The 14,128-nt window shown below is 42.5% G+C and carries 12 protein-coding genes; all 12 read right to left on the bottom strand.

Annotated features, from left to right (window positions below; translation table 11 throughout):
* Positions 1 to 5 precede the first annotated feature (5 nt).
* The 12 genes from ACHCNF_RS15270 to ACHCNF_RS15215 all read right to left on the bottom strand — a co-directional run bounded on the left by ACHCNF_RS15270 (position 6) and on the right by ACHCNF_RS15215 (position 14,089).
* Positions 6 to 869, bottom strand: a complete 864-nt coding sequence (locus ACHCNF_RS15270) for a DegV family protein (protein ID WP_408070598.1) — start codon at positions 867 to 869, stop codon at positions 6 to 8.
* A 238-nt stretch (positions 870 to 1,107) separates the two neighbouring features.
* A complete protein-coding gene (gene rlmN / locus ACHCNF_RS15265) occupies positions 1,108 to 2,145 on the bottom strand; it encodes a dual-specificity RNA methyltransferase RlmN (RefSeq protein ID WP_408070597.1) in 1,038 nt (345 codons plus the stop codon).
* Positions 2,146 to 2,161: 16 nt separating this feature from the next.
* The gene (gene rsmB / locus ACHCNF_RS15260; RefSeq protein ID WP_408070596.1) at positions 2,162 to 3,544 is read right to left on the bottom strand and encodes a 16S rRNA (cytosine(967)-C(5))-methyltransferase RsmB; all 1,383 of its coding nucleotides are present in this window, start codon (positions 3,542 to 3,544) and stop codon (positions 2,162 to 2,164) included.
* 1 nt (position 3,545) lies between these two features.
* Entirely contained in the window at positions 3,546 to 4,259 is a 714-nt protein-coding gene (locus tag ACHCNF_RS15255) for a zinc metallopeptidase (protein ID WP_408070595.1), read from the bottom strand.
* 16 nt (positions 4,260 to 4,275) lie between these two features.
* Complete coding sequence (fmt, locus tag ACHCNF_RS15250; RefSeq protein WP_408070594.1) at positions 4,276 to 5,241, bottom strand: methionyl-tRNA formyltransferase; 966 nt, start codon at positions 5,239 to 5,241, stop codon at positions 4,276 to 4,278.
* Between the two features lie 51 nt (positions 5,242 to 5,292).
* Complete coding sequence (locus tag ACHCNF_RS15245; protein ID WP_408070593.1) at positions 5,293 to 6,114, bottom strand: phosphatidylserine decarboxylase; 822 nt, start codon at positions 6,112 to 6,114, stop codon at positions 5,293 to 5,295.
* Positions 6,111 to 6,824, bottom strand: coding sequence for a CDP-alcohol phosphatidyltransferase family protein (locus ACHCNF_RS15240; RefSeq protein WP_408070592.1), 714 nt, complete (start codon positions 6,822 to 6,824; stop codon positions 6,111 to 6,113). The genes ACHCNF_RS15245 and ACHCNF_RS15240 overlap by 4 nt, the downstream gene beginning before the upstream one ends.
* Positions 6,803 to 7,846: a lysylphosphatidylglycerol synthase transmembrane domain-containing protein gene (locus ACHCNF_RS15235; protein ID WP_408070591.1), complete on the bottom strand. Its 1,044-nt coding sequence runs from the start codon at positions 7,844 to 7,846 to the stop codon at positions 6,803 to 6,805. The genes ACHCNF_RS15240 and ACHCNF_RS15235 overlap by 22 nt, the downstream gene beginning before the upstream one ends.
* Positions 7,847 to 7,870: 24 nt before the next feature.
* The gene (locus ACHCNF_RS15230) at positions 7,871 to 9,601 is read right to left on the bottom strand and encodes a L,D-transpeptidase family protein (protein ID WP_408070590.1); all 1,731 of its coding nucleotides are present in this window, start codon (positions 9,599 to 9,601) and stop codon (positions 7,871 to 7,873) included.
* 89 nt (positions 9,602 to 9,690) lie between these two features.
* Positions 9,691 to 10,179: a peptide deformylase gene (def, locus tag ACHCNF_RS15225; RefSeq protein ID WP_408070589.1), complete on the bottom strand. Its 489-nt coding sequence runs from the start codon at positions 10,177 to 10,179 to the stop codon at positions 9,691 to 9,693.
* A 149-nt stretch (positions 10,180 to 10,328) separates the two neighbouring features.
* Positions 10,329 to 12,593 carry a replication restart helicase PriA gene (priA, locus tag ACHCNF_RS15220; protein ID WP_408072251.1) on the bottom strand — a complete coding sequence of 755 codons (2,265 nt, stop codon included), beginning with the start codon at positions 12,591 to 12,593 and terminating at the stop codon, positions 10,329 to 10,331.
* Complete coding sequence (locus ACHCNF_RS15215) at positions 12,593 to 14,089, bottom strand: UDP-N-acetylmuramoyl-L-alanyl-D-glutamate--2,6-diaminopimelate ligase (RefSeq protein ID WP_408070588.1); 1,497 nt, start codon at positions 14,087 to 14,089, stop codon at positions 12,593 to 12,595. The genes priA and ACHCNF_RS15215 overlap by 1 nt, the downstream gene beginning before the upstream one ends.
* Positions 14,090 to 14,128 lie beyond the last annotated feature (39 nt).

Here is a 14,128-nt window from a genome sequence, read left to right as displayed (position 1 = left end):
GATCATTAAGATTTATGAAAATAAGCAAAAGCAATTGCCCCGGGCCCGGCATATGTTCCAATGGTAGCTCCTACATGGGCAATCGGTATATCACTAACGTCACCTTTTATGTTTCCTTCATAGAGGTGTTTGCTGTCTTCAATATACTTCTTTAGCATTATATCCGATAGTCCGGAATATGCAAGACAAATCGGTCTGGTAAAATCAATTCCGCCATTTTTTTCTATATACTGCATAAGAAGATTGTTGCCATTCTTGGAGCCTCTGGCCTTACCAACAACTGCAACCTCTCCGTTCTCAATAGTGATAACGGGTTTTATGGAAAGAATACCTCCTGCAAGAGCTGCCGCAGATGATATTCTTCCTCCAAGCTTAAGATACTCAAGGGTATCAAATACAGATATGACCCTTGCTCTCTTTTTTTCTTCTTCAATAACAGATACTATCTCAGCAGCGCTCCTGCCCTCATCCCGCAGGTTAACAGCCCTCTCGACAATAATGTACTGAGAAATGCAAAACTGCATGGAATCTATAACGTGTACCTTGTCCCCAATCTCCTCAGCTGCAAGACATGCACTCTGATAGCATCCTGACACTCCGTAGGAAAGACTTATATATATTACATCATTTCCTTTATCCACCTCTTTTCTGAAGACCTCTTCGTACTCGAAGGGTGGAATCTGGCTGGTTTTCGGCAGAGTGTCATTCTCAACCAGTTTTTCATAAAAAGTGGTATACGGAAGTGTAACTCCGTCAAGAAACTCCTCTTCTCCAAATCTGACCTTTAAGGGTATAACCGTTATTCCCCATTCTCTGGCAGTTTCCTGTGAAATATCGCTTGCAGAATCTGTGATGATACTAATTCCCATATCCAATCTCCCATCTTTGCTGACTTATTTAATCGCATTACGTCAAAAGCGCATAAAATGTGTAACTACAAACACACCTAAAGTAGCGACCCAAAATAGTTTAAATCTTTTTAACTAATTTAGTATATCAAGGAGATTTTGCTAAATCAATCTGCAAACTGATTATTTACAATTAGTTTCCGCGCAAAGCTTTTATCTAATCAACATACATCAGCATAAAAGTTATTAAGGCTTACTGTTATTCTTTATTTTCGCTAATATGCCGCCTTCTAAGCTGTCCGCAGGCTCCGTCTATGTCGCGCCCCATCTCTCTTCTGACTGTGGCATTTATATGTCTCTTCTCAAGCTTTTTCTTAAAAGCCTGCACTCTTTCAGCGGTGCTCTCCACAAAGTCTCTTTCCTTTATGGGATTTACAGGGATGAGATTTACAACACAGTTAAGCTTTCCAAGTATGTCGGCAAGCTCGTCTGCATCCTCATCTGTATCATTCACTCCACCCACAAGGGAATATTCGAAGGTGAGCTGTCTTCCGGTGTTGTCAAAGTAATATCTGCAGGCATCCAGCAGCTCCTCAATCGAATACTTATTGGCTATAGGCATAAGCTCCTGCCTCTTTGCCTGATTCGAAGCATGAAGCGAGATTGCAAGGTTGATCTGCAGCTTTTCGTCTGCAAGTCTTTTCATATTTGGCACAATACCGCATGTAGAAATAGTAAGATTCCTCTGCCCAAGGTTTAAGCCGTTTTCATCAGTAAGAAACCTTATGAACTTAAGAATGTTGTCGTAATTGTCCAGAGGCTCTCCGCTTCCCATGACAACGACTCTTGATACCTTCTCGCCGGTGTCTCTGGTTATTGCATAAATCTGATCAAGAATTTCCGAGGGTTCAAGATTCCTCTCAACTCCATCTATTGTTGAAGCGCAGAATCTGCACCCCATTCTGCAGCCCACCTGAGAAGAAACGCATACACTGTTTCCAAAACGGTATTTCATAAAAACGCTCTCTATGAGATTACCGTCTGCCAGTTCAAAGAGATATTTTCTCGTTCCATCCAGCTTTGATTCCTGAACGCGAACTATGCTTAGTGATACATAGCTGCATTCCTTACTTAATTTCTCACGAAGAGCTTTGGAGAGGTTTGTCATCTCCTCAAAGCTTCTCGCCTGCTTCTTATGCATCCAGTCATAAAGCTGCCCGGCTCTAAAGCCGGGCTCCCCTATTTCCTTAATAAATGCTGTAAGTTCTTCCTTTGTCAGTGATTTTATATCTGTCATTTGTATTCCTCAAAAATCATTCATTGCGCTTAAACTTTGCTATGAAAAATCCATCCGTGCCGAATTCTCCCGGAATAATCCGGATGTATCCTTTTTTGGCAGTCTCCGTCTCCTTCATTTTGCCGGGAAGTCTGTCGCTTATATCAACAGCGGTAAACGGAAGGTTCTCCAGTATCCATTTGTAATTATCCTCATTCTCCATAGTTGTGAGGGTGCAGGTACTGTAAATAAGTATTCCGCCGGGTTTTACATAATTCCAGACATTATTGAGGATTTTTCTCTGTGTCTGCTGAAGATTCATAACCGAGCGCAAATCGGTATTCATCTTGATATCCGGCTTTCTGCCTATTACTCCAAGGCCTGAGCAGGGAAGGTCACAGTATAACACATCAGCCATATTTTCAAGAGTCTCATCATGCTTTGAAGCATCATGCTCCTCAACAGTGACATTTGTGTATCCCATTCTTTTTACGTTATCACGTATTAAAATGCATTTATTTTCAGATATGTCCCTCGATATGACTTTTCCTGTACCACCCAGAACATCAGCAGCGTGGAGACTTTTTCCGCCTGGTGCTGCACATACATCAATAACCGTCTCTCCCTTTTTAAGATCCGCAATCTCAGTTACAAGCATCGAGCTGATATCCTGTACCATGAAGGCGCCTTCCTCAAATCCGGGAAGATATCTGATATTATCCGTATGGCTTAGGTCCATGGCATAATGCAGAAGTGTGCTGGGACGCATCTCGATGTTGCCGTTATTTGCCTTTTTCATTTTCGCAAGAATGCTGCGGAGCTCTTCGCTGCTGAACCTGCTGCTAAATCTTACTGTTATGGGTCGTGTTTTCAGGAAAAACGAAAAAATCTCAGTAGTTTTCTTAAAACCAAACTCTGATAAAAACATTGAAGCTATCCATTCAGGCTGCGAATATTTCACAGACAGATAGCTTATTCTTGATTCAACTGATTCTCCAGGATCCGGCCACTGTATTTTGTCCTTTTTTCGTGAAACATTCCTCAGAACGCCGTTTACAAAGCCTTTTAGCCCCATAAAATGAAGCTGCTGAGTCAGTTTTACAGACTCATTCACGGCTGCGGAATCCGGAACCGCATCCATATACATAATCTGATATACACCCATTCTGAGAATATACAGAATAGGCTTTGCCATCTTTTTAATAGGCGTTTTGGAAAAGCATCCAATAATATAGTCCAGAGTTATCTGTCTCTCAATAACTCCTCCGGCCAGGTATTTTATGAAAGATTTCTGCTTTGCCTCAAGATAATCATACTTATCAAGAGCAAGCTTTATCACAGACTTTTTGTAGGATTCGCTTTTTCCCATCTCCGAGAGGATATCATAAGCTATGCGCCTTTCATTGATTTTCCCGGCCATTTTACCTCCTATCGCGTCTTCCGCCATTTACTATGAGAACAAGACGGAGAAGCTGCAAAATAGATGATGCGGCAGCTGCCACATAGGTAAGGGCTGCGGCATTAAGTACCTTTCTGGACTGGTCAACCTCGTCCTGGGCAAGGATTCCGTATTCACTGAGCATTACAAGTGCTCTGTGTGAAGCGTCAAACTCAACAGGAAGTGTCACCAGCTGAAAAGCAACAGCAATTGAAAATACCCAGATACCGATTTTGGCAAGGGGCGTAAGTCCTATGATAATTCCAAGAATAATGATGGGAAGACCTATCTTTGATCCGATATTTGCAGCAGGTACAAGAGCCGATCTGATTTTGATAGGCACATATCCTGTGTGATGCTGCACTACATGTCCGCACTCATGAGCAGCCACTCCTATGGCAGCTACACTGGTAGAACCGTATGTACTGTCTGAGAGATTGACGGTGTTATTCCTTGGATCAAAGTGATCTGAAAGTTCACCCGGAACATGAACGACAGCAACGTCGTGTATTCCGTTCCTTCTAAGTATCTCCATCGCAACCTGTGCACCTGTCATACCTGACATGCTTCTTACTCTGGCATATTTGCTGTAGGTGGTTTTTACCTTGGCACTTGCAAGCATGCAAAGTACCGCTCCAATTAAAACCAATATATAAGTGGGATCAAGCCCATATCCATAATATCCGTGAGTATACATAAATTATTCTCCCATATTAAGACAATGTATCACCTGCATTTAAGGTATATCCAAGAAGGAAAGCTGCAGCGTCCATACGCTTTTTGCCGGCAAGCTGCAATTCGAGGATCTGAAGGACACCCTCACCTGTTGATACATAAAAATCTTTCTTTGTTACAAGGCATACCGTACCGGGCTTTTCATTGCCGCTGCACTGCTTTGCGCCATCAAGTTTTGAAAACTCTTCTTTTGAAAAAGCTTTTGCCTTCCACACTTTGAGCATCTTTCCGTTTAAATTTGTATAAGCACTGGGCCAGGGATTCATGCCTCTTACAAGATATGATATCTTTTCTGCAGAATCGCTCCAATTGATGCATCCCATCTCTTTACTGATCTTGCCACATTTTGTAGCTTCCGAATCATTTTGAGGGGTAGGCGTAAGTTCTCCCTTTTCAATCTTAGGAAGAGCCTCTACGATAAGGTCAGCTCCAAGATACATCAGTTTATCAAAAAGTGTACCTGCCGTGTCATCCTCCTCTATGGGAATCTCCTTTGTGATGAGGATATCACCGGTATCCATACCGGCATTCATCTGCATGATCGTAACACCTGTGGTCTTGTCGCCATTTAGTATGCACATCTGGATAGGAGCAGCTCCTCTGTACTTCGGAAGGAGAGATGCATGGATATTAACGCATCCAAATCTCGGAATATCAAGGACTTCCTGAGATAATATCTGTCCAAATGCAGCCACCACGAAAATATCTGCATCAAGCTTCTTAAGTTCTTCCACTACCTCAGCCTCTCTTATTTTCCCGGGCTGAAGTATTTTCAGGTCATGCTTAAGTGCGCACTCCTTTACTGGTGAAGGCATCGGCTGGTCGCTTCTGCCCTTTGGCTTATCGGGCTGCGTGACAACTGCTACTATCTCATGCCCTGCCTCTATCATTTTTTCAAGCGGTGGTACCGAAAAATCCGGTGTACCCATATAAACAATCTTCATTATGGTCCATTATCTCCTTAAAACATATATATGTTAATTTTATCACGAATACTAAAACTTTTGCAGCTTTCCAACGGTTTCACCCATTTTCAACGATATCTCCTCTCCCCTTTTGGAAGCTTCAAGGATATCCTGCCTTGGGCACATCTTTCCCTTTGGAACAAGTACGATTATGGTTGATCCGCCAAATTCAAAATGTCCCTTTTCTGTACCTTTGCAGACTCTTCCTGCACCATGCTTCTCATTCGCAATGCGGCCAACCAGCATAGCGCCTACTTCCATCTGCACGCATCTTCCAAGGTCATCGCTGTCAATCACCGAATATTCTCTGCTGTTTTCAGTAAAAACAGGCACTTCCTCCAGAGCAACCGGTCTCACGGTGTGATAGAATCCATTGATTCTGCGGTCCGGATGCTTGAAACCATCAGCAAAAAATATATATCTGTGGTAGTGCTCTACGCAAAGCCTGTATACAAAGCAGTATCCGCCCTCAAGGCTCTCTGCAAGTTTTTTATCTCTAAGAAGGCTCTTTATTGAAAATCTGCTCTGCTTTACGTTAAGAACGGTTCCGTTTGTAATCCTCGCCACCTTCAGGTATCCGTCACAGGGCGCGATAACAGCGTCCTCTTCAGGACTAAGTGTTCGAAGCCCCTTCTTTATCTTCCTGCAGAAAAAGTCGTTAAAAGAATGAATATCATCAAGAATATAATCATCCTTTTTGATGCCGTTTTTCCTCGCAAAGGGCTCTATAAAAAGCATTGAAGCCCTTGAGTCCATAAACGCCCCCATCAGGTCAGACAGTGGTTTTAAGGTCAAAGGCTTAAGTATAATTCTTCCGATTTTTGTCTTATATAATAATTCAAGTGTATTCATAGGTTAGTCACTAAGATGAAAACTGTTGCCGCAAATTCAGCAACTCCGATAAGTGTTCCAAGTAATATCAGCTTAAGACCCGGCTTGGGGATCTTAAAATTGCCGATAAAGAGTATCCCCACAAACAAAAGCATCCAAAAATAAAAGAAGGTAAGATCCGCACTGGTAAAATAATGGATTATCAGTGTAAGCGGGAAAATCAGCGCAGCAGCAGTAACAGGAAGTCCTGTGTAATACTCTCTTCCACATTCCTTCTTCTGCTGTTCTCTCTCAGCAACTGTGGCATTAAAATATGCCAGTCTCACAAGAGCAGAGAGAATATAAAAAGCTGCAATGGATAACAATAAAATAACAAGCCATGTCTTAGCTGTATTCATGCTGCCTTTTATCACATCCCTAAAGGCACCGTTTATTCTAAGCTGCGCTACACCTATAGAAACAGGAAGCACTCCAAAGCATATCAGGTCAGATAATGAATCAATCTGAATTCCAAAGTTCTTTTCAAAGTCCGTTCTGTTTTTCTTTGTCCTTGCAACTCTTCCATCGAAGGCATCAAAAAGCCCGGAAACCATCAGAAAAAGAGTTCCTCCATAAGGATGTCCGATTCCCGTCATGGTAATGATTATTCCCAGAGCTCCGGATATTGTCGATAAATAAGTGAGAATAATTGTATAGTCGTAAACGCCTATCATTTTTTTCTCTTTTTCCATAAGTATCCTCCAAGTGTTATCAGACCGCTTATCGTAACGCATATGTAAAATGATATTGCTCTGCTCACCATATCCAGCTGGAGAGCCGCTTCATGCGTCATAATATCAGAAAAACCGTCTATCATCATAAAATCCGCAATCCCCATTGCTCCGGGAATCGGGACAAAATTATAACCTATCGTAATAAGACACTGCTTTGAAAAGAGCATAGCCGAGTCCTTTGCTCTGCCGCCAAGACAAAGATGCATAAACATGGGAATCGCAATCTGTGATGCTCTCTGAATAACATTCCATATAAAGGCTTTTATAAGAATGTCATTTCTTCCTGCAAACATTTTGGCACAGCCGCTGTAATCCTGCTCCATCTTGTCGAGCTTTGACAGTCTGTCCTTAGCCGTGCTTTCCTTATCTTTTTTCTGAAAAAAGCAGACTATTTTGCGTATAAGTTCAAAAACCTTGTCATTGTCTTTCAGTAATGAGAAAAACACTGCAATAAGTGTGATAAGAACCACAAAGCCCAATATTATCAGTGTTCTTGCTATATCACCAAATTCATTAAAAAATCCGGGATTAAGTATTATAGCTACTATTCCCAAAAATCCTATGGCTGCAGTATACATCATAAGATTCAATATCAGCGTAGCCGAAACAACTCCTGCAGGGATGCCATCCTTGTACATAAAATATGCACTTGCAGGTTGTCCTCCGGTTGCAGATGGCGTGATTGCTGAAAAATATACATCCGATGTGCTGTACAAAAGGCCTTCTCTAAGAGTCCTTTTGTAGTTTATTCCTTTGAGGATAGAGCATATGGCTACAGCCTCAAAGACCACATAAGATGTGGCACATATAACTGACACAATGAGATATAGCAGGTTTCCATGTGCCACCACCTCAAAAAGCCTCGGCAGTGAAAGTGTTCTGCTCTCTCTGAGTATTGCCCATACTGTAAGTACAGCAAGAAGGACTGAAAAAAACATCCAAAAAATTTTCTTAAAATTGGATCCTTCTTTATTTGACATTAAAAAAATTGCCTTCCTAAGTAATTATTCTGCGGGTACAGCCTCCTGTGAAGCTCCACTCTCGTCAATAGGTGCATCCCCCTCCCCTTCAGGTGCCTGTTCAGTAGTAGGCTGGCTGTTGTCAGCAGCATTCTCCTCAGTAGGAACAGTGTCATTGTCAACCGGTGCTGCTTCTTCGGCCGGCGCCTGGTTCTCTGCAGGTGCCTGATTTTCTGCAGACGTCTGGTTCTCTGCAGGTGTCTGTCCTGCTGTAACCTCTGTGTCCTCACCCGGAACCTTACCATTTATCACAGGCTTTTTAACTATTTTCACCTCTCCTGTCGCAGGGTCAACCACCTCGCGCTCAACAACGGGCACAGGGGCCGTCAGACCACCATATACAAATACAGCTTCTCCCTTTTCAACGATATCATAAATCTGCTCAGCTTTATCAGTTGGAAGATTGATACAGCCATGAGAACCATTAAGGACATAATCATATCCACCAAATTGTGATCTCCAGCTTGCGTCATGCATTCCCACATTTCCATTAAATGGCATCCAGAATTTAACAGGAGAAGAATAGTTTTCTCCAACAAGAGTTGCATCTCTCTCCTTATAGGTTATACCATAAGTACCTGTGGGAGTTATTCTGTTTTTATTTACGCAGCCCGAAACAAAGTCAGATTCTACAGCAACCTGACCATCCTTATATACCCACAAATGCTGATTTGTCAGATCTATCTCAACATAAGAGGTGCCGTAATCCCGCTCTCCGTATTCTGCAGCAGTGCCAAAATACACCGGTGTACGTGTTCCTTTTTCACCATTTTTAATTGCAGCAATAAGCTCCTCTTTTTCCTTACTTCTGTCCATCCACCAGCCATAGTCACCACCCGTAACTGTAACCTCCTGTCCGCTGTGAGACATGATGGTTCTGTTTTTTCCAAAGGTGTCATATGTTCTGGCAATACTGTTGACAAATTCCTTGACCTTTTCTTCATCCAGGCTTACATCTGTTCCCTGGATATTGCACCATTCTTTTATCCTGGTGCCGTCAACAACAACCGTATCCGCCCCAAACTCATAGGTTATATTAGCTTTGCAGTAGGTATTAAGATTGTTGCAAAGAGCATTAAGCTCCTCATTATCGCTTAATATTCCGGGAGCTTTGTAGCACTCGTCATCAAGCGTAAGCTCAGGCTCAAGAACATCAATCGCGGAGCATATTTTGTCTGTTACTATTTCTCTTATGGGAGACTGTCCATAATCCTCAGGAATGACATAAAAGCCATCATCACCCGATTCCTCCGAAACATGTGCATCAACCGGCTCGATAATATTCTCCGCAAGGAAAAATTGAAGAGCGTCTATTTTACTTTCAACAGTTTCCCTGGAATACACTACGATATTATCTGTAGTAAGATGAGTCTCCTTGAATAAGTAGGCAGGCCATAGCAAAGGATTCTGTTCCTTAAGTGCTCTGTCAAACTGCCCGTCCATTCGCAGAGAAAGATTGATGTCATCAGCCAAAATTGTCTCTGTGATACCGCCTCTTCCCGTTACTGTAAGAGAGTATTTTTTTAATCCATCAGTTACTTCATTCTCTATTTCTTTTGCTGTTTTCTTATAAGCGGGAATATCATTTACATACACATTGAAAAGAAAGTGTCCCATGAAGTAAACAACACCACCTATGTAAATGATCAGCAATGTAAGTAATAGTATTCCCGGTATTATCCACGCTTTACCGGTTCCGGCTTTTGTTCTGCTCATATTCTTTTCATATAACGGACAAGTCCGTACCCCTCATAATTATGGTACCTGCATAAACTTTCTAAAAAAGCGCCTGCAAGTTAAAACTCTTATTCCTCAGGCTGCTGTAAGTCTTCGTTGTTTACAAGCTCACCCTCAACCTTCTCAACATACATATGTCCGTCAAGATGGTCACATTCATGGCATATAGCTCTGGCAAGAAGCTCTGTTCCTTCAAGCTCGAAGGGCTTCATGTCAATATCAAGGGCTCTTACCTTTACATAATTAGGTCTTGTAACCACTCCGGATTTGCCGGGAATGGAAAGGCATCCCTCATATCCCGTCTGCTCTCCTGATGTCTCAATGATAACAGGATTTATGAGAAGATGAGGATCATCACATTCAGGTGAGCAATCTATAACAACAATTCTCTTCAAAACGCCAACCTGCGGCGCTGCAAGACCAACACCATTTGCCTCGTACATAGTTTCAAACATATCGTCTATAAGCTCGCGAATCCTGGGAGTTATTTCCTTAACCTCCTTGCAGGGACGCTCAAGTACGGTGTCACCATATTCTCTTATTTCTCTAAGTGCCATTTTATATCTGCCTTTCTAACACATGAACATGCAAATCATTTACCGATCCACAAATCCAATACATTTTTTAAATTTACACCTCAGTATATCACAGTTAAATTAAATTATATAGATTATTGAATTTCCTCAGGAATTCAATATTCCATAGTTTACATGAAGTTCATGGGGTCAAAATCAAACTGAACCTGAAGCTGTTTCATTATTCCCCGTTTCTCCCAGTCATCAAGTACTGTTTCGAGAAAGTCCTTTATTTTCGTAAGCATTTCAAAATCCTCATGCTTTACATAAATGACCATGCGGTAAATGTCGTTGATCCTGCTGATTGCCGCCATGGCAGGACCTATTATTATCGCATCCTGAATTCGCATTCTGTCGATATAGGCACGAAGGCGGTTTGCTCCTTCTTTTCCAAATCTTTCATCCTTAGCCCACAGCTGAATCGCCAGCATATGAGCAGCAGGCGGATATCTTAAAAGGCTTCTGTAAGATATCTCTTCCTCATAAAAAGCTTTATAATCCTGGGCTTGAGCAGTAAGAATTGCATAATTGTCAGGCTGATAGGTCTGTATCACCACATATCCGGGGTGAGTCCCTCTTCCGGCTCTGCCTGCAGCCTGGGTCAGCAACTGGAAGGTCCTCTCCCCTGCCCTGTAATCTCCTGCATTAAGTGACATGTCGGCCGCCAATATTCCCACCACAGTTACATTGGGAAAATCGTGTCCTTTTACAATCATCTGTGTTCCGACAAGTACATCAGCCTCCTCAGACGCAAAGGCAGAAAGTATCTTTTCATAACTTCCCTTGATCTTCGTGGTATCCGCATCCATCCTAAGAACTCTCGCTTTGGGAAAAATCTTGTTTACTTCTTTTTCTATCTGCTGGGTTCCTGCTCTGAAAGCAGATACATATTTGGATCCGCACTCAGGACAAGTTTTGCTTACCGGCTTCGTATAGCCGCAGTAGTGGCATACCAGCATCCCTCCGCGGTGCTCAGACATCGATACATCACAGTGCGGGCACTTAAACACATACCCGCAGGATCTGCAGGACACGAAGCCTGCCAGACCTCTTCTGTTTATAAAAAGCATGGTCTGATGCCCTGTATCAAGCGCCTCCTGCATCTTTTCCTGAAGACTTCTGCTGAAAATAGATCTGTTTCCGCTTCTAAGCTCTTCCCTGAGGTCAGCGATCTCAACTTCCGGAAGCGTGCCGCCAGTCAGTCTCCTGTTCAGCTCAAAGAGCTTATATTCCCCCTTCTTTGCCCTGTAATAAGCTTCCAGGGAAGGCGTCGCAGAGCCAAGCACCACGCTGGCACCGCCGGGGACAAGCTTTGCCAGCCTGATTGCAGTTTCCCTTGCGTGATACTTTGGCATAGTTTCACTTTTATAAGAGCTCTCATGCTCCTCATCAATTATAATAAGTCCCACATTTGGAAATGGAGTAAACAGCGCGGATCTTGGCCCGATTATAATATCTATGTCGCCATCTCTTGCACGCTGTGCCTGGTCGTATTTTTCTCCAGGCGAAAGAGTGGAGTTCATAACTGAAACTCTCTCTCCAAAGTGCCTGTAGAATCTCATCAGTGTCTGATAGGTAAGGGCTATCTCAGGAATAAGAACTATAGCCTGTTTTCCTCTGGAAATAACCGCATCTATCATTTCTATATACACTTCGGTTTTTCCGCTTCCCGTAATACCATGTATAAGATATGTCCCACGTTTTCCGGCATCATAATCAGAGATCACTTCATTTACGATGCTCTGCTGCTCCATGCTCAGGGTTATATCCTTTTTTCCTATATTTACATTACCAACGGGATTCCTATAGTATTCCTCGCTGTCAACTACGATTATTTCCTTTTCGGAAAGGGCTCTGATCACAGCAGACGATACGTTTAGCTTACCTGTGACCAGTTCATATGGTATGCGCTCTGATGGATCCTCAAGAAGAGCTTCAAGAAGCCTTCCCCTTGCCACCTGATGCTTTTTCATAAAAGTCTCATATAGTTTTTCGGCATCTTCAGAAGATATCCCAAGTCTGATATATCTGTGCACAAGAGTCTTCGCTTTTTTTCTCACCGGAATCACTGTACGAAGCGCGTTTATCATGGTCGATCCGTAGGTCTTGTGCATCCAGGCAGCAAGCTGGACCATTATTCCATCTGCAGACATCTCACCTTCAGCAATATCCAGTATTTCCTTGGTCTTTTCGGGATCAAAATCCGGTTTGTCAGTTATTCCTATAACGTAGCCCAGCCTTCTGGTATTTCCTTTTCCAAAAGGTATACTCACGCTGCTTCCGACACGGATTCTGTCCTTAAGCCTCTCAGGAATAATATACTGAAAAGGTCTGTCCACTTTCTCGTGGGAGATATCGATTATTATGTTTGCAAAAGATAAGCTCCCTGTTTCCATCAAGCCTTTTTCTGTATCTCCTCTAAAATCTCTTTTATAAGAACTCTCTCATCCATAGGATACTTAACGCCCTTAATTTCCTGATAGTCCTCATGTCCTTTTCCTGCAAGAACAATAATATCACCCTGTTCACCATGCTCTATCGCATAACGGATGGCTTCCTTTCTGTCCTCTATCTTAATGTACTCGCCATCAGTCTTTTTCATGCCTGTCTCGATATCGTTCATGATATCCATAGGCTCTTCAAACCTCGGATTATCCGATGTGATGATAGTAAAATCCGCAAGCTTTCCACTGACTTCACCCATCTCGAATCTTCTAAGCTTTGAGCGGTTTCCGCCGCAGCCAAATACACTGATAAGTCTGGTAGGATGATAGTCTCTTAGTGTGCTTAAAAGACTCTTTAGTGCCATAGCATTGTGAGCATAATCTATCATAAGTGTGAACTCATCAGATACTTTGACCATCTCAATTCTTCCCTTCACATGTGCTTTCTTGAGGGCCGCTGCTATTACATCCTCAGAGCATCCAAGATGCTTTGCCACATCAATAGCACAAAGTGCATTATAAACACTGAATCTTCCGGGCGTAGGAACCTGCGCATGCATTTCTATAGTACCTACAGTATCAAACATTACCCCAAGTTCACCGGGTTTATGCAGGTAAGCCAGATTGATGGCACGAAGGTCAGCATCTTCTGAAAATCCGTAGGTTGTAAGCTCACAGGTATGCCCTTTAGTAACCTCTTCCATTCGAGGATCGTCAGCATTGGCAATTCCTGTTTTACACTGTCTGAAAAGAAGTCCCTTGCAATGCATATAATCATCAAAATCCTTATGCTCACCAGGCCCTATGTGGTCAGGCTCAATATTGGTAAAGACGCCAATGTCATAAATAAATCCCTGACTTCTGTGAAGCATCAATGCCTGAGAAGACACCTCCATGACAACTGTGTCACATCCTGCATCTACCATTTTTCTCATATATTCCTGAAGCTCGTAGGATTCAGGTGTGGTATTTTCAGCATGTATATGCTCATCACCTATGATAACTTCTATGGTACCAATAAGTCCGCACTTATGTCCTGCATCCTCAAGCATATTTCTTATGAGATATGTTGTAGTGGTCTTGCCCTTGGTCCCTGTAATTCCCACAGTTTTAAGACTATCAGCGGGATTTCCGAACCATTCTGCAGATATAAATGCCATAGCATATCTGGTACTCTTAACTTTGACTACTACAGTCTGTGATCCTTCCGGAAGCTCAACATCCTTTTCCACAACTATGGCAGCAGCCCCTTTGGAAGCTACCTCTTTTGCTGCAGAATGACCGTCGAAGTTCATCCCTTCAATACATATAAAAAGGCATCCTTCAGTGACCTTTCTATTGTCCTTTACCACCTCAGAAATCTCAACAGCGGACACATCCGCCTGATTGGATGTATTTCCTACAGTTGCTTCATAATCAAGTTTTTTAAGAAGATTCTCTAATTTCATAGCTATTCTTTCCCCTTTTTATAAATTTCTTAAGAATTT

Origin of the sequence: Butyrivibrio sp. NATIVEDY162, assembly GCF_045999815.1 — a bacterium.
Classification (GTDB): domain Bacteria; phylum Bacillota; class Clostridia; order Lachnospirales; family Lachnospiraceae; genus Butyrivibrio.
Note: the sequence above shows the minus strand (reverse complement) of the source record. Positions and strands in the feature narration are given on the sequence as shown.